We start from the raw sequence: 17,660 nt of genomic DNA, 5'->3' as shown, positions 1-17,660 counted from the left end.
CCACTCATGCTGATCGAGGCACCGCCGTACTATCTGATCGACGGCGTGTCGATCATGCGGGACCACGCGGACCCGCTGCAGTTCTACTACCTGCCGCTCGCTCCCCGGTTCCCGGCCCGGACCGAGGACGGCGCGGAGGTCCCCGCGTTCCTCCTGCTCAAGATCCGCTCACAGTCGCTCAACGGCGGCTTCGCCGAGTTCGACGTCGATCTCGGCATGCCCCCGGGGGAGATGGAGACCGTACGGCGGGAGCTCCAGCGGCTGGCCGGTCTGGCCGAGCCGCCCAGGCTCGCCCCGGTGCCCGTCGTCGACGGCTCCGTGCAGCTCATGATCTTCGGTGCCACGGACGGGGACACGGGGAGCACGGGGTTCGTCCGGGCCGTCCGGCACGCCGCCAAGCCCGCGCTGTTCGGCGACAACCGCGCCGCGTTCTCCGTCGAGCTCGACGAGCGCGGGGTCACGGTCCTCGACCAGGCGATGGCGGGAGATCTGGCGCCCATCGGCGTCGTCTACTCCCTCGACTACCTGGCGCTGCGCCCCGCGTACCACGTGCACCTGTCGATCGACTGGGACCGCACGCAGGACATCCTGGACGAGACGTTCGGCCACGAGGGCCAGTTCACCGACATCCAGATCCAGGACGTCGTGGAGCGCCTGGAGGACGAGCGGGCCGTCACGTACGAGGTGGACACCACCGTCCCCGAGGACGACGACACCGGAGGCGTCCTCGACCGCAGGAACGCCGCGGCCGCCCGGGTCCGCGACATGATCACCGACGCCTTCTTCGAGAGCTCGCTGGACCCCCTGCGGCGGCCGCCCGACGGCTGGGACAAGGCGCGTGAGGTGATCAAGTCGTTCGCCCCGGAACGCACCACTCCGATCGGCGTCTTCACGTACAAGAAGCTCCACTACACGCGGATCGACGCCAAGCGGCTCGACGTGAACTTCTCGGAACGGACGACGGCGCGGCGCACGATCTATCCGCAGGGGCACCTCGACGGCCTGTTCCGCGTGTTCGGGGCGGGGCTCGACCGAGACCGGCTGGTACGGAGGATCGACGCCGACGACCCCTGGTTCAAGAGACGGAAGGTCCAGGTCGTCTCCCACGCCGACTTCGCCCACGACCCGGTCCGCTCCATCACCGCGACCCTGACCTACCAGGGGCAGCCCAGAACCGTACGGCTGGACGCCGGCACGCCGTCCGCCGTGGTGGAGTGGCCGTCCGTCGTCGCCGACGGGCAGATGATCCAGCCGGTGGACCTCACGTTCGCGGTCGACCTGGAGCCGGCCGAGGCGGGGGAGCGGCCGGCCAGGCTCGTCTCGGAGGCGGCCACCCAGGTGCTGGGCGAGATCCAGGGGATCGAGCCGCGCGACCTGTTCTCCCTGGAGACCATCCCGGTCCTCACCCTGCCGAGCTTCCCGTTCGACCGCTATCCCCGGATCGACGTGCAGCTCCGGTACGACGATCCGGCGCACGGGATCCGGCAGGACGACGTGGTGCACCTCACGTCGGACGAGCCGCAGGCGGAGTGGCTCCGGTTCCTCGTCGGGCCGCCTGCCGGGCCGGTCATGGCGCGGCTCACCTACCGCGCGGCCGACAACCGCGACCACGTCACGCCGTTCGCGCCGCTCGCCGGGCCGCAGCTCGACGTGCCGGATCCCTTCCCCCACCGGTTGAAGGTGACCATCGTTCCCGTGCTGGACTTCGCCGTGGTGGACCGGGCCTGGGTCGACCTCGTCTACGACGATCCGGCGAACGGGATCCGCGCCGAGGACTCGATCGAGATCGTCTCGGGCCGGTCGCCGCGGACCTTCGTCGCCGAGCGGACCGACCCCGGCGCCGGTCACACCCGCTACCGCGTCACCGTGCTCATGAAGGACACCACGCTCATCGAGGGGCCGTGGTCGACCACGGTGGGCACGAGGATCTTCGTCCGGGCCGACGTGCGCGGCCATCGGGCGGTGACGCTGCGGGCCCCGGCGGACTTCACGACCCAGGGCCTCAAACGGATCCACGTCGAGGCCCGCGCGAAGGACGAGCCGGCCGGGCTCTCCTTCGAGGACGCCGTCGACCTCTCCGCTCCGGACGCGACCGCCGTGTTCGAGTTCGACTTCGCCACCGCCGACGCGTACGAACTCAAGATCCGCCGGTTCTTCCGCAACGGGCTCAGCCCGGAGCAGGACTGGAGGCGCTTCGACCAGGACGACGTCACGATCCCGGCCAGGCCCTGAGCGAGAAGGGACGGACCATTGCTTCAGCTCGGCTCCGACACGTTCGAGGTCGACGGCGTGACGGTGTTCCGCGACCACGCCGACCCGGCCCAGTTCTGGTACCTCGCGACCCAGGTCGCCCTCGGCCGGCGGCCGGACGGGCGGCCGGCGTTCAGCTTCATCAAGTTCCGCCAGGAGGTCGCGGACGCGGGGATCGAGGGCGGCGGTTTCCTGATGTTCGAGGCCGTCGTCCAGCTGCCCCGGCGGACCCGGGACACCATCATGGGGCGGCTCGCCGGGCTCGTGCCGGACGGCGGAGCGAGGCTGGCCCCCGCCCCCGTCGAGCGGGGCACCGTACGCGTCGTGGCGCTCAACCTGGAGGGGCCGGGCGGCACCACGGCCGCCGAGGCGCCTCCGGGCGGCTTCACCGCCGTCACCAAGATCCTGGGCGCGACCACCCCGTCCCTCACGGGCGAGGAGACCGCGGCGTTCTCCCTCGTGCTCGACCGGGAGGGCGCGATCATCCTGGAACAGGCCTTCGCCCACGGCCTCACCCCGATCGGGGTCGTGTACGAGCTGGAGTACTCGGGGCTGACCCCGGACCTCAAGGTCGAGATCACCGCCGATCTCGAACGCGTCTACACCCACTTCTCGGCGAGCCTGGAAGCGCAGGTCTACTGGGTCCGGGCGGGCATCGACGCCGGATTCGAGAAGCTGGTCCAGGACGGGGCGATCCAGATAAAGGTCATCGACTTCGACGGAACGGCGGACCGCGAGGCCAAGGAGAAGTGGGCCCTCGACTTCTTCAAGAACGACCTGCTGGCCAAGTGGTTCGAACCGTCGCTCGACCTGGGGCGGCTGCAGGGCGCGGACCAGCCCGAGGGACTCGACGCCGTGCTGGAACGCCTCAGGAAGCTGGGCCGGTCCACGCCGTCACCCACCGGCGTCGCGGGCTCGCCCGGTACGAGCCCCGGCGCGGGCGCCGGTACCACGGGACCGGCGGCCACGGCGGCCACGGCGGCCACAGGGGCCGGGGCCGGGACCGGGGCACCGCCGGCCGCCACCTTGACCGTCACCCGGTCGGCCCCCTCACCCCTTCCCGCCGGGTACGGAGTGTCGCTCGTGCCGGGTTCCCACGAACAGACGGAGACCCTGCGCGTCGAGGGGCGTCCCGGCGCGACCGTCACCGTCGGCGGCCAGGCCCGCGTCCTCGACGGCGCGGGGACGGTCAGCGTCGACGTTCCCGCCGGCGCGACCCTCCCGGTGACCGTGGACTGGCCCGCCTCCCCGCCCGCCGACGAGACGTTCACGCTGGGGTTCACCTTCGACCAGCCCCGGGAACAGGGCTTCTCCGCCGCCCCGGGCAACCCGGTCTACACCTCCTACCTGCTCGACGCCCCGACGCCCCCGGACGCCCGCTTCTCGCAGAGCACGGCCCCCGGTCGTACGGCTCCGCCCTCCGGCGCGGCCGCGCTGCGCGACTGGCTGGACCACCGGCTCGTCCCGCCGAAGAACGTGACCGTCGTCGCCCACGCGAGCTACGAGGGCGACTCCTCGCCGGGGACGACCGCGCTCAACCAGCGCCTTTCCGAGCGGCGGCTGGCCGTCGCCCGCGGTGTCATCGCCAACCGGGCCACGATCGTGGCGAGCGAGGCCAAGGGTTTCTCGCGCGCCCAGGCCGCGGGACGCGTGGGCCGCGACGAGGACCGGGTCGTCGAGATCACGGGCAGGGTGCAGGGCGCGGACCCGGCGGTCTCGATCCAGGCCGTCCTGGCGCGGCCGGCGGCCCCGGTGACGCCGCCCACCCCCACACCCACACCCACTCCCACACCGACTCCCACCCCGACCCCCGCGCCCTCCGGCGGCGATGGGGGGATCCCGGCGCTCGTGTCCTTCCGGCTCAGGTTCGTACGGCAGGAGGAGCGCAAGCGGCTCACCGTCCTGTACGACCGCAGGAAGGCGGTGAAGCGCGTTTACGCCCCGCAGGGGTTCATCGGGCTCCTGCTGGACCAGATACCCGACAAATCCGCCCACTTCCTCAATGTGGATCTGCGCGACCCGTTCTTCCAGCAGTTGCAGGTCGACGTGGTCACGCCGGTGGACTTCGAGCGCATCGGGCTCTTCGCCACCGACGTGCGCATCGACTACGGCGACCCGCACGACCATCGCGACGCCGACTTCCGGCTCACCGCGCTCGATCCCGGGCCGAAACGGTTCACCACCTTCCTCGACGAGGCGCGCGACCTCGGGTTCCAGGTCGGGTTCCAACACCACTTCCGCGCCGACTCCGGCTGGGCGGGGGAGAGGCTCAGCTACGACATCACCCCCAGGCGGAGCACGGACCGCACGCTGAAGGCCGACCCGAACGACGACCTGGGCTTCCTGGAGCTGGAGATCTTCCCCAACAGGATCGACGCCGGCGCCGTCGACGCCGTCGACGTCGAGGTGTCGTACGACGACGGGGCGACGTTCCAGCGGCGCGACGTCTTCCGGGTGCGGCCCGGCAACGCGGCCCAGACGTGGCGGCTGCGCCTCACCCGCCCGGACCGGCGCGGCTGGACGGCCCGCTTCACCCACCACCTCAGGAACGGCTCGGTCCGCACTTCGGGACCGATCGCCGGCGACGCGTCGTTCCTCCCCGTCGACGATCCGTTCCTCGACGCCCTCGACATCCGCGCCGTCCCCATCTTCGAGCCCGGCACGATCCGGATGGCCTTCCTGGACGTCGAGTACGACGATCCCGGCAACGGCTACCACCGCGGCGAGCGGCTGGAGATCCCGGCGGACGCCCGCGTGCCCCTGCGACTGCGCATCGCGCTGCTGGACCCGGCGGTGCGGACCTTCCGGCACCGCGTAACGATCGTGACGGCCGAGGGCCACCTGGTCCAGGGACCCCCGGTGGACGGGGAGGAGACGCTGATCCCCATCGGGCCGGCGTCATGAGACGGACGCTTGAGCGGCTGGTTCGCGAGGCCGCCGGCCCGCGTGCGCTGCCGCCGCCGCTCGACGCCGCCGTCACCCGGCTGGAGGAGAGCACCTGGCCGGAGGTGGTCACCCGCTGGAGCCGCCTCACCCCGTCCGGGTTCCCGGTGGAGCTGACCATCGGCGGCGACGTGTTCCGCTGGACCGCGGAGGTGGCTCCTCCGGAGGTGGCGGACTCCGCCCGGCTGGACCTGGCCGTCGCGATTCTGGCGGCGCACGGCCAGGCCCCCGACCCGGCGCTCGCCGGCGCCCTGCGGCACGCCCAGGCGGGGGCGGGCCTGCGCTTCGGCGCGTGGATCGGCGGGCGCGAGTCCCCGGCCCGCGCCGGGTCCTCCCGGCTGAAGCTCTATGCCGACATCCCCCCGGAGTTCCCCCCTCCCGGCCTGCCGGTTCCGTCGTCGTTCCCGTGGGGCCTGCTGCCGTACGGCGCCCGCGCGCGCATGCTGGGCGTCGAACCGGCGCGCGGCCGGACCGAGGTCTACGTGCGCCTGCCCGAGGTCGATCCGCTCGACCTCCTGCCGTTCCTGCACGCCACCGGCCACGGCGCCGCCCTCGGCGCGGTCGAACGCGGCCTCGCGGACGGGCTGGGGCGGCTGAGGGGCCGCCGGCTCGGGCTGAGCGTCGCCCGGGGGAGCGACGGCGCGATCGAGCTGGCGCTGTTCGCGTCGGCGCGCACGCTCTTCCCCGCCGGGCCCGCGATGCTCTCCGCCCTGGTGAACGGCATGGTGAACGGCATGGTGAGCGGACCGGTGAACGCCATGCTGTCAGGCGCGGCGGGCACCGGGGCGTGGCGCGCCGGTCTCGTCACGCTCGGCCTGGACCCGGAGGGCCGGAGCCTCCGTACGAGTGTCGGGATCTCGCCCGGAACACCAGCGCGAACAGGAAAATCGCCGCGAATCGGAGTAGGGGCCTACTCATGTCCGGACGCGCGTCCGCGCGGTGCCATTGACGTATGACCGGTGACACTCTCCCGCCCGTCGAGCCCAGGCCTGAGCCCGGGCCCGCGCCGGGCGACCCGCCCCAGATCTTCGAGGAGCCCGACTACGACGCGATCGACGAAGAGGTGACGCGCGATGCCCAAGGCCAGCGAGCTGCTCCGTGAGATGAGCAGGTATCTCGGCTACCACGAGCCGCCCAGCCGCGAGACGGTGTTCGGGGTGACCTTCCGCAAGCGGAAGAACCTGCGGCCCGAGGAGGCGTTCGACCGGGGGCCGTGGTGCGACATGTTCGTGGCGCAGTGCGCGCTCGCGGCGGGCGGGCCGGACATGCTGCGTCTCGTGGGCGACTTCAGCCTGACCACGGCCCACGCCGCCTGGTTCCGGGACGACGGGCGCTGGCGCCGCGGCGCCGCGGGCATCCGGCCGGGCGACATCGTCTTCTTCGACTGGCACGGCGAAAAGGAGATCAAGTTCATCGACCACGTCGCCACGGTGGAGAAGGTCTTCTCGCCCGACGACATCCAGACGATCGAGGGCAACATCGGCGATTCCTGTGTCAGGCGCCGCCGGACGAGCGCCTTCGTCGCCGGGTACGGCCGCCCGGCCTACGACGGACTGCCGTCGGAGCCGGACGTCTCGCTCATCTCCGTTCTCGCCGAGCTGGGGGACGCCCCCGCGTTTCCCGGCGTCCTCCAGCTCGGCCGGAAGGGCGCGAACGTCCGGCGGGCGCAGGAGAAACTGCGACGGCGCCGGTTCGGCCTCGGGCCGTCCGGGATCGACGCCGACTTCGGCCCCGCCACCAGGTCGGCGGTCATGGACTTCCAGAGGAGCCAGGGGATCGAACCGACCGGCATCGTCGACGCGAAGACCTGGAAGGCGCTGTGGGAGGCCCCGATCACCGTCTGAGCCGTCCGCCGTCGAGGCCGTCGCCCTCTCCCGCTTCAGGAATCGCGGGGGAGGGCGACGACGTGTCGCCGGAGGTCAGACGGTGACCCACTCGGTCGTGAACGCGGCGTCGCCGGCCCGGCAGCGTACGCTGAACGGCCCGGACGGCACGTCGCCGATGACGAAGCGGCCGAGGCCGTCCGTGGTCACCGTGCGGGGCGCGGCCCCTCGCACCTCCACGGTCGCCTGCTGCGCGGGCATCACCTGGCCGACGACACGCCCGCCCGCGCCGGACGGGGTGATCTCCAGGTCGATCGACACCCCGGGGCCGTCGAAGGTCAGCAGCCGGGGTTGCGCACCGCCGCGCACCGGGGCCGGTCCGGCCAGGGAGTCGAAGGTCAGATCGGCGAGCTCGGCGTCGGCCGTGCGGAAGGCGTAGGCCCCCCTAGCGACACGCAGGAGGCTCTCCGGCACCGGGTCGAAGAGCTCGGCGGCCCGGCGCAGCCGCCCTTCCAGCTCGGTGTCCTCGTTCACGCGGCGCCTCCTCGAATCCGGCGGCTCATCCGGCGAGCAGCTTCCGCAGATGTGCCAGGCAGCGGCCCCGGGTCGGTCCGATGCTCCCGATCGCGATGCCGAGGCCGGCCGCCACCTCGGCGTACGACGGCGGGGGCGAGGCCATGAGCACCCGCAGCAGGCGCCGGCAGTTCTCCGACAGTCGCTCGTACGCCTCCCAGACGCTCCGCAGCAGCGCCTCCTGGCCGTCGGCCTCCTCGGCGTCCAGGACCGCCCGTTCCGGCGACCGGTCGTCGGCGCCGGGGGACAGCACGTCCAGGTCGCTCGTCGGGATGACCCGGCGGGAGCCCCGGATGACCTTGAGGCACTCGTGCCTGGCGGTCGTGGCCAGCCACGAGCCGACCCGGTCCGGCTCCTTGATCCTCCCGAGGTTGTCGGCGAGCCGGAACCAGCAGGTCTGGAAGACCTCGTGGGCGTCGGCGTCGATGAGCCGGTAGGACCGGATGACCGACCACACGAGCGGGCTGAGGCGCCCGACGAGCGCCTCCCAGGCCGCGCCGTCGCCGTCGGCCGCGGCCCGGAAGAGGTGTTCCGTTGAGTCGCTGTCCACGCGGCCCGTCCTCACATCCGGGGGTGAGCATGGTACGCAGTATCCCCGGCCCGGTGCTATCGGACTTCCTGGTCCACGAGCAACCGCGGCAGCGGCTCTCCGTCCCGGTCCCGGACGGCCTGGGCGTGGGCCCGGCCGAGCAGCCACCGGGCGGCGACCCGGCTCGACTCCCCGGCGGCCGACATGCGGGCGGCGATCAGACCGGCGACGAGCGGCGTGGCGAACGACGTGCCGCTCCACCGGGCCAGGCCGTGGAACAGCCCGTCACCGGGGTCGTCGTAGCCGTCCTCGTCCTCCGGCCTCTCCTCGAAGATCTCGTCGTCGGGGTGCAGGGGGGTGTAGGAGCCGAACGCGAAGGCGTTCACGAGGTAGGAGCCGCGGGCGTAGACGCTCACCCAGGGGCCGTGGTCGCTGTACACCGCCCGGCGGCTCTGCGTGGCGTCGAGCGCTCCCACGGCGATCACGCTCGGGTCGTGCCGGGCGTACGCCGCGGGGTAGAAGGGGGCGGAACTCGCGTCGTTCCCGGCCGCCGCCACCAGCACCGTCCTGTCGCGCCTGTGCAACTCCTCCATGAAGGCGTCGAGGCTGCGGAGGGACTCGCCGGGCAGGGGACGCACGCCCGCGGAGAGGCTGATGACGTCGGGCCAGGCGCCGTTGCGGTCCTCGTAGTCGGCGAGGGCGTCGAGCAGATGGCGCCCGAACCCGTCCGCGTCCGTGGTCCCCGCCCACTGGAGCCTGTTGTAGGTCCGCACCCTGGCCCTGGGCGCCACGCACCGCACCACGCCCGTGATGAACGTCCCGTGGCCGACGTACTCGTGGACGACGCCGCTCGCCGCCTGGCCCCTCAGCTCACCCGCGACCTCTCCGGTGGGGAGCGACGTCGGGTCCCAGGGCTCGCCCGGCAGCACGCGCGGGGGCACGTCGTCCAGAAGGTCCGAACCGTCCCGCTGCTCCAGCCTGCCGGTCACGCGGCCGTCCTCGTCCCGCAGCCAGGGGTAGACCTCAAGGCGCTCGTCCAGGTCCCAGTTCACCACCAGGCCGGTGTCGATCACGACGACCGACGTGCCGAGCCCGGCGCCGGCGTCCCTGTTCACCGGAGGGACGGGAAGCCCGCGGGACGGCACGCGGGGCTCGTCCGCCGGGCAGAGGTTCACGTTGCAGATGGAGACGAGGTAGTTGGGGCTCACCCGCGCGCCGTCCGGGAGGCCGCGCAGCGCGTCCAGCACGCGCGACCCGCCCGTCCCGGGCTCCGCGGTCAGCCGCATGACGGTCCCCGCGGACGACTCGCGGCTCCGCGCGACGTCCTCCTCCACCCCGGGCACGAGGCGTCGCAGCTCGTCGCGGCCCTCCTCGTCATGGCAGACCAGCACGTCCTTCTCGTAGACGTATCCGGGCTCGAAGTCGTCGAGGGGCGGAGGAGCGAGCGTCGTGAGCCCCGCGGCGAGCGCCTCGCGATACCCGCGGTCCTCCGGAGACCGGACCACGTGGCATCGGGCGACGGGGCCCTCGGGGTCGCGCGTGGCGGACGCCTCGGCCACCTCCAGCCACATCCCGGCCGGCAGTTCCGCCAGGACCAGCCCGAACTGCCGCCAGAACCGGCGGTGGAGGGCGTCCCTGGAGGGCTGCTCCGGCGTCGTGTCCATGACGGTCCCTTTCCTGTGGTCGCTCGGATCCTCTATCAGGAGCGGCGTCACCCAGCGCTGATACACCGGCCGGCGAGAGCCCGGGCGGAACCGCCGGCAGGAGGCGGGCCCCGATGGGCAGCAGTGTGGACGAACCGGCGGGCCCGCGTCTAGCATCCCTTCCGTGGCCGGGGACCCCCGAGATCCGCTCGACCTGCTGCCCCTGGTCTTCTCCCAGCCGCGGAAGGCCCTCGCGGGCGCGCGTGCCCTGCTCGCCGGTCGGCCCGGCCCGTTCGAGGCGTCGGTGGCCCACCACGTCCTCGGCCTGTTCGAACGGGACTTCGGCGACCTCACGACCGCCCTCGGGCATCTGCGCCGGGCCCGCGCGCTGGCGCGGAGGACGGGCTCGGCCACCCGCGAGGCCGACGTCCTGGCGACTCTGGGCATCGCCCTCGTCCACTCCGGCCGTACGCGGCCGGGCCTGGCCGCGCTCGACCAGGCCCGCGAACGGTCGGCGGGCGTGTCCGCGGCCAAGATCCTGTTCCTGCGGGCGGGGGCGCTGTGGATCCTCGGCCGGCACCGGGAGGCCCTCGACGACCTGCGGCGGGCGCTCCCGGAGCTGCGCGAGGCGGGCGACACGATCTATACGGCCCGGGCGCTCACCCTCCGCGCCACCCTGCTGCTCGCGCTCGGTTCCGTGGAGCGCGCGGACCAGGACTTCCTCGTCGCCGAGCGGCTGTGGGCGACCACGGACCAGGAGCACGACAAGGTCGTGGCGCTGGAGAACCGCGGTCGCGCCGCCTTCCGGTCGGGAGACCTCCCGGCCGCGCTCGGCCACTTCGACGAGGCGGCCGGACGTTACCTCGCCCTGGGCACGCCCGCCTTCGTCCTGGAGATGGAACGCTGCGCCGCGCTCATGGCGGCGGGGTTGCCGCGCGAGGCACTCGAACGCGCGGACGCCTCGATCGACCTGCTCGACCGGACCGGCGGGCAGCCCACGAGGCGGGCGCAGCTCCTGTTCACCGCCGCGGGCGCGGCGCTCGCGGCGGGCGACCCCGAGACGGCCATCGCGCGGGTGCGGCCGGCGATCCGGCTGTTCGCGGCGCAGAAGCGGGAGTGGTGGGAGACGCACGCCCGCCTGACACTGTGCCAGGCCCGCTTCGCCTCGGGGCGGATCTCCCCGAGCCTGGCCCGGGACGCCGCGGCCCTCGCCGCGACGTTGTCCCGGCTGGGCTCACCCGAGGACGTCCAGGCGTTCCTGCTGGCCGGCCGGGCCGCGCTCGCGCTGGGCCGGGCCGAGGAGGCGGCGCCCCACCTGGCGCGAGCCGCGCGGGGGCGGTTCAGGGGACCGGCTTTCGCGCGGGCCGACGGCTGGCTCGCCCACGCGTTGCGGGCCGAGTCCGAGGGGCGGCCCCGGGGCGTGCTCCACGCGTGCCGCCGGGGGCTCGACGTGCTCGACGAGCACAGGCTGACGCTGGGCGCGTCCGAGCTGCGGGCCCGCGCCACGGCCCGGGGGGCGGAGCTGGCCGCGCTCGCGCAGCGGGTCAGCCGCCGGTCCGGGGACGCGCGGCGGCTCCTCGCGTGGAGCGAACGCTGGCGGGCGACCGCCCTGGCTGTGCCGCCCGCGCGCTCGCCGGGCGACCGGGAGCTGCTGCGCGATGTGACGGCCTTCCGCGAGATCGCGAGCCGGGCCGACGCGGCCCGCTCCGCCGGCGCCCCCGTCGCCTCGCTCGATCGGGAGCGGGCGCGGCTGGAGCGGGAGATCCGCGGCCGGACGCTGACCATGCGCGCCCGGGGAGAGCCGGGCGGCGACCGTTTCGACGCCGGGGCGCTGCTCCGCAGGCTCGGCGGCACCAGGCTGGCCGAGATCGCCGAGGTCGACGGTGACCTGCACGTGCTGCTGTGCGGCGAAGGGCGGGTCCGCGGGTACGGCGCGGGGCGGATCGCCGACGCGGCGGCCGAGGTGGAGCATCTGCGCGCGGGGTTGCGGCGGCTGGCCTACGAGGGAGCGCCCCGGCGGCTCGCGCTGGTCGAGGAGGCCGGCCGGCGTCTCCAGGACATGCTCTTCGGGCCGGCCGCCCGGAATCTCGGGGAGGGGCCGATCGTGATCGTCCCGCCGGGGCGCCTGCACGGCGTGCCGTGGGCCGTGCTCCCCGCGCTGCGCGACCGCGTGGTGAGCGTGTCGCCGTCCGCCCGCGCCTGGCTGCGGGCGGTCGATCTCGTCCCTCCGCCCGCCGGCGGCCCGGCGTCGGGAATCGTGCTCGTCCGGGGCCCCGGCCTGGGCAGCGGCGGGGGTGAGGTGCCGCCACTCGCCCGGCTGTACGGCGGCGCCACCGTCCTGGAGGAGGGTGGCGCGACGGCCTCGGCCGTCCTCAAGGCGATCGACGGCGCCCGGCTCGCGCACATCGCCGCCCATGGGATCTTCAGAGCCGACAGCCCGATGTTCTCCAGCCTTCGCATGGCCGACGGTCCGCTGACCGTGTACGAGTTCGAACGGCTGGGCCGGGCACCCCACCGGATCATCCTGCCGAGCTGTGACTCCGGCGGTCTGCAGCCCGTGGGCGCCGACGAGCTGCTCGGCCTCGCGGCCGCGCTGCTCCCACTGGGAACGGCCGGCATCGTCGCGGGTCTCGTCCCGGTGCACGACGAGGCCGTGATCCCCCTGATGCTGGCGCTCCACGCCGGGCTGAGCGCCGGGCGTTCCACCGCGGAGGCTCTGCGCGACGCCAGGCGGGAGATCCCGGACGATCCTCTCCACCAGGCGACCGCGTGGTCCTTCACGGCGATCGGCGGGGCCTGACGGGAACGTTCCTACGCCAGGCCGATCAGCCGTCCCAGAGAGCTCCTGTCGCTGCTGCCGAGCCTCTGGTAGGCGCGGCACAACTGGTTGCCGACGGTGCGGATCGACAGGCCGAGCCGCTGGGCGATCTCCCGGTTGGTGAGACCGGCCGCGGCGAGCGCGGTGATCTGCCGCTGCCGCGGGGTGAGCCGAGGGGTGGCGAGGCCGGTCAGCACCGGGGTGCGGGCCCCCTGGCAGGCGCGGGCCAGCGCCGACGCGTGCGCCAGGGACGCCGCGGCGGCGCGGCCGTTCCGGTGGGCGTTCGCGGCGTGCCCGGCGGCCTCGGCCGCGTGCAGCAGCAGGCCGAGGTCGGCCAGCCTGCGCGCCGCCTTGTCGAGCGCCGCCCCGTCCCGTGCGGCCAGCGCCGCCGCGTGCTCGGCGAGCACGGCCGCGAGATCGCCGCTCATCGTCTCGGCCAGGCGGTCCAGCCGCTTCGTCACCAGTTCGGGCGCGCCGAGCCGGGCCACGTCGTGCAGCGCGAACAGGTCGTCCGCACCGTCACGTCTCGCACTCCCCGCCGCCGCGAGCGCGCACCGCAGCGCCCCGTCCAGGTCGCCCCGCGCGGCCAGGACCCACGCGCGGGCGGACGCGTCGTCTCCGCACCGGCCCAGCGCCTCCTCGGCGGTGCGCAGGTCACCGATGTGGGCGGCGGCCCGGGCGAGCTCGGCGGAGCAGGCGTGGTGCCCGGGGGCGCGCCGGGTGCCCTCGCCGCTCCAGGCCACCGCGTCCCGGACCTCCCCCCGCAGCCGGGCGAGCCACGCCCTGCGGGCGCAGAACTCGGCCATCCCGGGCTGCTCCCAGCCCGCGTCGTCCTCGGTGAGGCGTTCACCCGCACCCGGGACGAGCCCCGTGAGATCCCCCGCGTAGCCGCGTGCCGTCAACTCCGCGACCTGCGCGGAAAGGGCACGCGCCACATCCCGCGGCGGCCGGGCCGTGCCGGCGAGCCGCCGTGCGCGCAGGCGGCCGACACCGGCGCGCAGAGCGGCGCCGAACAGGGGGTGGGCCAGCCGCACCCGTAAGTCGTCGTCGATCACGACCAGGCCCCTGGCCTCCAGCCGTTCCAGCACGGGAGCGGCGGCGGCCCCGGCCTCCAGCGGTTCGGCGAAGGCGACGAGCTCCAGGGCCTCCCGCTCCGCGTCGTCGACCCCTCCGATCTCCGCCGACACCAGATCGCGCAGCGTCGCCGTGACCGGCACCTCGCCCCGCCAGCGCCACACGCCGTGGGCCCGGTCCAGGGCGGACGCCTCACGGGTGGCGGCGACCAGCTCGCGCAGCTGCCGCAGGTCGCCTCCGCAGACCCGGTGGAACCGCCGTACGGTGAGCTCTTCGACGTGGGCCCCGAGCACGTGGGCGAGGAGCTCGCCCGTCCGGGGCACGGACAGCGGCGTGAGGTCGAGACGGGGCAGCAGGTGCCGCCGCCACAACTCCGCCACGGCCTCGGGCGCCGGTTCGTCCGCGCGGACCGTGACGAGCAGATGCGCGCCCCCGTGCGCGGCCAGGTGGTGGACGAGGGCCGCGGACGCGTCGTCGAGCAGGTGGGCGTCGTCGATCACGAGCACCCGCACCCGATGCAATACCTGTACGGCCCGGCTGAGCGAGTCGGCGGCCGATCCCGGCAGCAGATGGGCGAACGCGCCGAAACGGAGCGACGCGCCCCCGCGGGTCCCCGACACCCGGACGTGTGCCAGATCCGCGACGGCCTCCGCGGCCAGCCTGCTCCTCCCCGTGCCCGCCTCACCGGCGACGACGATGCCGCGCCTGACGCCGCGTACGGCGGCGCGCACCGTCTCGAGCTCCTCCGCCCGGCCGCAGAACGGCCATCGGTCTCGTGGATCGTTCATGTCCTCATGAGCCTTGTGGCGTGCGCCTGATACATCCGCTCTTGTGAGTAGGGGGCTACTCTTGGCGGGCCCTCGCGGCGTTCTTACCGTCGCCCCATGGGACGCCGCAGGACAGTGATTCGCAGAGCCGTTCAGGCGCGGGCCGGCACGAGCCCGCGACACCGGTGGGCATGGATCCTGCCGGTGGTGCTCGTCGTGATCGCGCTGGCCGGCTGTGATGATCCGCAGGCGGACGGGGGAACGGCCTCGGCCGCGACCGATGCCGCGACCGGCGCGGCGGGCGGCGGCGGGAAAGGGCTGAAGGGCGGGGCGGGACCCGGAGGCGGCGGGGGAAACGGGCGCAAGACCGGGCACTTCACCCTCACGTCGGGCCCGACGCTCGACGGCGACTTCAGCGGCCCCCAGGGTACGGGGGGCGGCGGCAGCACCTGCGTGACGCTGTCCAGCCCTATCCCCGGCGAGGTGCGGGTCGTGCGGGTGCGCCTGGTGCAGGACGGCCCGGGAGAGATGACCGCCGCTCCCGGAGGTTATCCGTGTACGTTCGACGGCCCGGCCGCTTCCTGCGAGGGGATGGTGCTCACCCCGGGGGGATCCGTCTGCCCGTTCGGGCTGGACGGAGAAGGAGACGCCGACTCGAAGGCACGGCTGGTCCTGACGCTGCAGCGGACGTGCGTCGACCACGAGGCCCCCGTCTGCGACGGCATCCCAGCGTCCCCCTCGCCCGCCGATCCGGCCGTCGTGACCTGGAAATACGCCCTCACGTACTACTACTGCCCCAATCCGTCCGAAGGCTTCCCCGGCATCCGCGCCGCCCCCTGCCCCCCGCCGTCGGGGCCGCCGTCCACCACGCCGAGCCCCACCGGCGAACCCACCGATCAGGTGCCGACGGACGAGCCGGCACAGGGGTGAGGCCATGACCGAGGAGAGGGAGGAGGAGGCCCCGCAGCCGAGTCCGCTCGAACGCAGGTTCGCCGCGTTCGCCCAGGCCGTGGGCATCGGCGCGCTGCCGCCCAGCATCGCCGTCGGCCTGCTCTTCTACTTCGGTTACGTGTCGAGCCGCCGCCGCTTCGCCCTGTTCGGCCTGGATCTCGACATCCTCGACCTGCCGACGCAGGCGGTGCTGCTGTACGGCTCCGAGGCGCTGTGGTTCCCCCTGGCCGCGCTGTTCCTCGTCGCGCTCCTGGCCCTGTGGGGCCACGTCGAGATCAGCCGCCTCGTACGGCGCCGCCGGCGCGCGTCGATCGACGATCCCGCCGTGCGGTCGCCCACGCTGACGGTGACGGGATGGGCGTTACTCGTGGTGGGCGTACTCCTGGTCGGCAGGGGTGTGGCGGGGACGCTCGCCCCCGACGTCGCCGCCCGCGAGGCGCCCGGGACCAGCGCGCTCTGCCTCGGCGCCGGGACCCTGCTCGGCGCCTACGGCCGCTGGCTGGTCACGTGGCGCCGCGTCCACCGGCAGCGGCTGCTCGAACGCGCGGCGGCCGTGGCCGTCGTCTCGCTGGCGGTCGCGAGCCTGTTCTGGGCCAGCGCCGGCTACGCGATCGCGTACGGCAGGAGCCGCGCGGCGGACTTCGTCGCCGGCCTCGACCGCCGGCCCGAGGTCGTGCTCGACACCACCGAGCCGCTCGACCTGGGGCCAGAGTTCGCGGGAGCCACCGAGTCGAGGCTCCCCAAGGCCAAGGGCCGCCGGTTCGCCTACCGGTACCACCACCTGCGCCTGCTCACCGAGTCCGGCGGCCGCCTGTTCCTGATCCCCGCCGAATGGCCGACCGGCTCCCGGTGGCCCCTCGTCTGGCGGGGCGGCGGCACGCTCGTCGTGCCGTACGACGAGCACGTCCGGCTGTCGTTCCTGCCGTACGCCGGTCCCTGAGGTTCAGATGAGGTTCAGCGGGGGGACAGGCGCTTGAGCACCTCGTCGTGCAGCAGTCCGTTGGTGCAGACGAGGTTGCCGCCGTCGAGCGGGGAGGCGCCGTCGAGCGAGGTGCAGGAGCCGCCGGCCTCCTCCACGATGATCGTGAGGGCCGCCATGTCCCACGGCGACAGCTCGGGCTCGGCGGAGACGTCCACCGCGCCCTCCGCGACCATCATGTGCGACCAGAAGTCGCCGTAGCCGCGGCTGCGCCAGCATGCCCGGGTCAGGTCGAGGAACGGTTCGAGCCGCCCGGCCTTCTCCCATTCCTCCAGGTCGGAGAAGGAGAACGAGGCGTCGTCGAGCCGGCCCACCGACGAGACCTCGCAGCGGGACGCCTTGCTCAGGCTGCGGCCGGTCCACGCGCCGCCCTCCTTGGCGGCCCACCAGCGGCGGCCGAGCGCGGGGGCAGAGACCACGCCCGCGACGACCCTGCCGTGCTCCATCAGGGCGATCAGCGTGGCCCACACGGGCACCCCGCGGACGTAGTTCTTCGTCCCGTCGATCGGATCGATCACCCACGAGCGCATGCCGTACCCGGTCGTGCCGAACTCCTCGCCCACGACGGCGTCGCGGGGCCGGGCGCGGCGGAGGGTGCCCCGGATCGCCTCCTCGACGGCCCGGTCGGCGTCGCTGACCGGGCTGAGGTCGGGCTTGGTGTCGACCCGCAGGTCGACGGCCTTGAAACGGCGCATCGTGATGTCGTCGGCGGCGTCGGCCATCAGGTGCGCGAGGTTCAGGTCGTCGCGATACTCCGTCACATGCCCCAAGGTATCGCGACCCTCCCCGTTCGCATCGGCGGACGGATCACTCCGGGTCGTACCAGTCGGTAACATCTCGGCCATGGACATCGCCGCCTTTCTCCTCGACAGCGTCCCGTTCGCCCGGCTGCTCGGCATCACGTTCGACTCGGTCGGCTCCGGCACGGCGGTCGCCCGCCTGGCCGACCGGGAGGACCTGCGCAACCACGTCGGCGGCCCGCACGCCGGCGCCCTGTTCACGCTGGCCGAGACGGCTTCGGGCGCGGCGATGCTGTCGGCGTTCGGCGACCAGCTCACGCGGGCCGTGCCGCTGGCGACCGGGGCCGCGATCCGCTACGTGAAGCTCGCCACGGGCGAGGTCACGGCCGCCGCCACCCTGCGGGCGGGGCGGGAGGAGGTCGTCGCCCGCCTGGACGCGGGGGAACGGCCCGAGTTCGAGGTCGGCGTCGAGATCCGGAACGCCGAGGGCGTCGTCGTCACCGAGATGACCGTCTCCTGGACCCTCCGCCCCAACCGGGACGCCTGAGCCGGTCCGCGGCCGGCCCGCGG

The 17,660-nt window shown here is 74.0% G+C and carries 14 protein-coding genes; 9 read left to right on the top strand and 5 right to left on the bottom strand.

The window, feature by feature from the left end; all coding sequences use genetic code 11:
• The first annotated feature begins 6 nt into the window (after nt 1-6).
• From HHX37_RS34890 to HHX37_RS34870, 5 genes are read left to right on the top strand one after another with little or no spacing between them, the layout of a single operon-like run.
• Entirely contained in the window at nt 7-2,232 is a 2,226-nt protein-coding gene (locus tag HHX37_RS34890) for a hypothetical protein (RefSeq protein WP_182888117.1), read from the top strand.
• Nucleotides 2,233-2,250: 18 nt separating this feature from the next.
• Nucleotides 2,251-5,154: a hypothetical protein gene (locus tag HHX37_RS34885; RefSeq protein WP_182888116.1), complete on the top strand. Its 2,904-nt coding sequence runs from the start codon at nt 2,251-2,253 to the stop codon at nt 5,152-5,154.
• Complete coding sequence (locus tag HHX37_RS34880; protein WP_182888115.1) at nt 5,151-6,149, top strand: hypothetical protein; 999 nt, start codon at nt 5,151-5,153, stop codon at nt 6,147-6,149. The genes HHX37_RS34885 and HHX37_RS34880 overlap by 4 nt, the downstream gene beginning before the upstream one ends.
• Nucleotides 6,146-6,295: a hypothetical protein gene (locus HHX37_RS34875; protein WP_165900820.1), complete on the top strand. Its 150-nt coding sequence runs from the start codon at nt 6,146-6,148 to the stop codon at nt 6,293-6,295. The genes HHX37_RS34880 and HHX37_RS34875 overlap by 4 nt, the downstream gene beginning before the upstream one ends.
• On the top strand, nt 6,267-7,037 hold the full coding sequence (locus HHX37_RS34870) for a peptidoglycan-binding protein (RefSeq protein ID WP_182888114.1): 771 nt from the start codon (nt 6,267-6,269) through the stop codon (nt 7,035-7,037). Before HHX37_RS34875 ends, HHX37_RS34870 begins: the two co-directional genes overlap by 29 nt.
• 75 nt (nt 7,038-7,112) lie before the next feature.
• Here HHX37_RS34870 and HHX37_RS34865 read toward each other — a convergent pair whose 3' ends face one another.
• Genes HHX37_RS34865 through HHX37_RS34855 form a run of 3 tightly spaced genes read right to left on the bottom strand, consistent with a single transcriptional unit; the run spans nt 7,113 to nt 9,782 of the window.
• A complete protein-coding gene (locus HHX37_RS34865; protein ID WP_182888113.1) occupies nt 7,113-7,550 on the bottom strand; it encodes a carboxypeptidase-like regulatory domain-containing protein in 438 nt (145 codons plus the stop codon).
• 25 nt (nt 7,551-7,575) lie between these two features.
• Nucleotides 7,576-8,139: an RNA polymerase sigma factor gene (locus HHX37_RS34860; protein ID WP_208759317.1), complete on the bottom strand. Its 564-nt coding sequence runs from the start codon at nt 8,137-8,139 to the stop codon at nt 7,576-7,578.
• Between the two features lie 56 nt (nt 8,140-8,195).
• Nucleotides 8,196-9,782, bottom strand: a complete 1,587-nt coding sequence (locus tag HHX37_RS34855; protein WP_182888112.1) for a S8/S53 family peptidase — start codon at nt 9,780-9,782, stop codon at nt 8,196-8,198.
• A 163-nt stretch (nt 9,783-9,945) separates the two neighbouring features.
• Here HHX37_RS34855 and HHX37_RS38050 point away from each other — a divergent pair, with 163 nt between their 5' ends.
• Nucleotides 9,946-12,561 (top strand): CHAT domain-containing protein, encoded by a 2,616-nt coding sequence (locus tag HHX37_RS38050; protein WP_220503394.1) that lies wholly within the window; start codon nt 9,946-9,948, stop codon nt 12,559-12,561.
• An 11-nt stretch (nt 12,562-12,572) separates the two neighbouring features.
• Here HHX37_RS38050 and HHX37_RS34845 read toward each other — a convergent pair whose 3' ends face one another.
• Nucleotides 12,573-14,441, bottom strand: coding sequence for a helix-turn-helix transcriptional regulator (locus HHX37_RS34845; protein ID WP_182888111.1), 1,869 nt, complete (start codon nt 14,439-14,441; stop codon nt 12,573-12,575).
• 183 nt (nt 14,442-14,624) lie between these two features.
• Between HHX37_RS34845 and HHX37_RS34840 the strand changes: the two genes are divergently transcribed.
• The gene (locus tag HHX37_RS34840; protein WP_182888110.1) at nt 14,625-15,350 is read left to right on the top strand and encodes a hypothetical protein; all 726 of its coding nucleotides are present in this window, start codon (nt 14,625-14,627) and stop codon (nt 15,348-15,350) included.
• A gap of 4 nt (nt 15,351-15,354) precedes the next feature.
• Nucleotides 15,355-16,311 carry a hypothetical protein gene (locus HHX37_RS34835; protein WP_182888109.1) on the top strand — a complete coding sequence of 319 codons (957 nt, stop codon included), beginning with the start codon at nt 15,355-15,357 and terminating at the stop codon, nt 16,309-16,311.
• 14 nt (nt 16,312-16,325) lie between these two features.
• On the opposite strand, the gene hisN is transcribed toward HHX37_RS34835, so the two are convergent.
• Entirely contained in the window at nt 16,326-17,111 is a 786-nt protein-coding gene (gene hisN, locus HHX37_RS34830) for a histidinol-phosphatase (protein WP_182883788.1), read from the bottom strand.
• Nucleotides 17,112-17,193: 82 nt separating this feature from the next.
• On the opposite strand from hisN, the gene HHX37_RS34825 reads away from it, so the two are divergent.
• Nucleotides 17,194-17,637, top strand: coding sequence for a DUF4442 domain-containing protein (locus tag HHX37_RS34825; RefSeq protein ID WP_117408822.1), 444 nt, complete (start codon nt 17,194-17,196; stop codon nt 17,635-17,637).
• Nucleotides 17,638-17,660: the final 23 nt, after the last annotated feature.

Source organism: Microbispora sp. H10885 (genome assembly GCF_014161415.1).
Taxonomy (GTDB): domain Bacteria; phylum Actinomycetota; class Actinomycetes; order Streptosporangiales; family Streptosporangiaceae; genus Microbispora; species Microbispora triticiradicis.
Note: the sequence above shows the minus strand (reverse complement) of the source record. Positions and strands in the feature narration are given on the sequence as shown.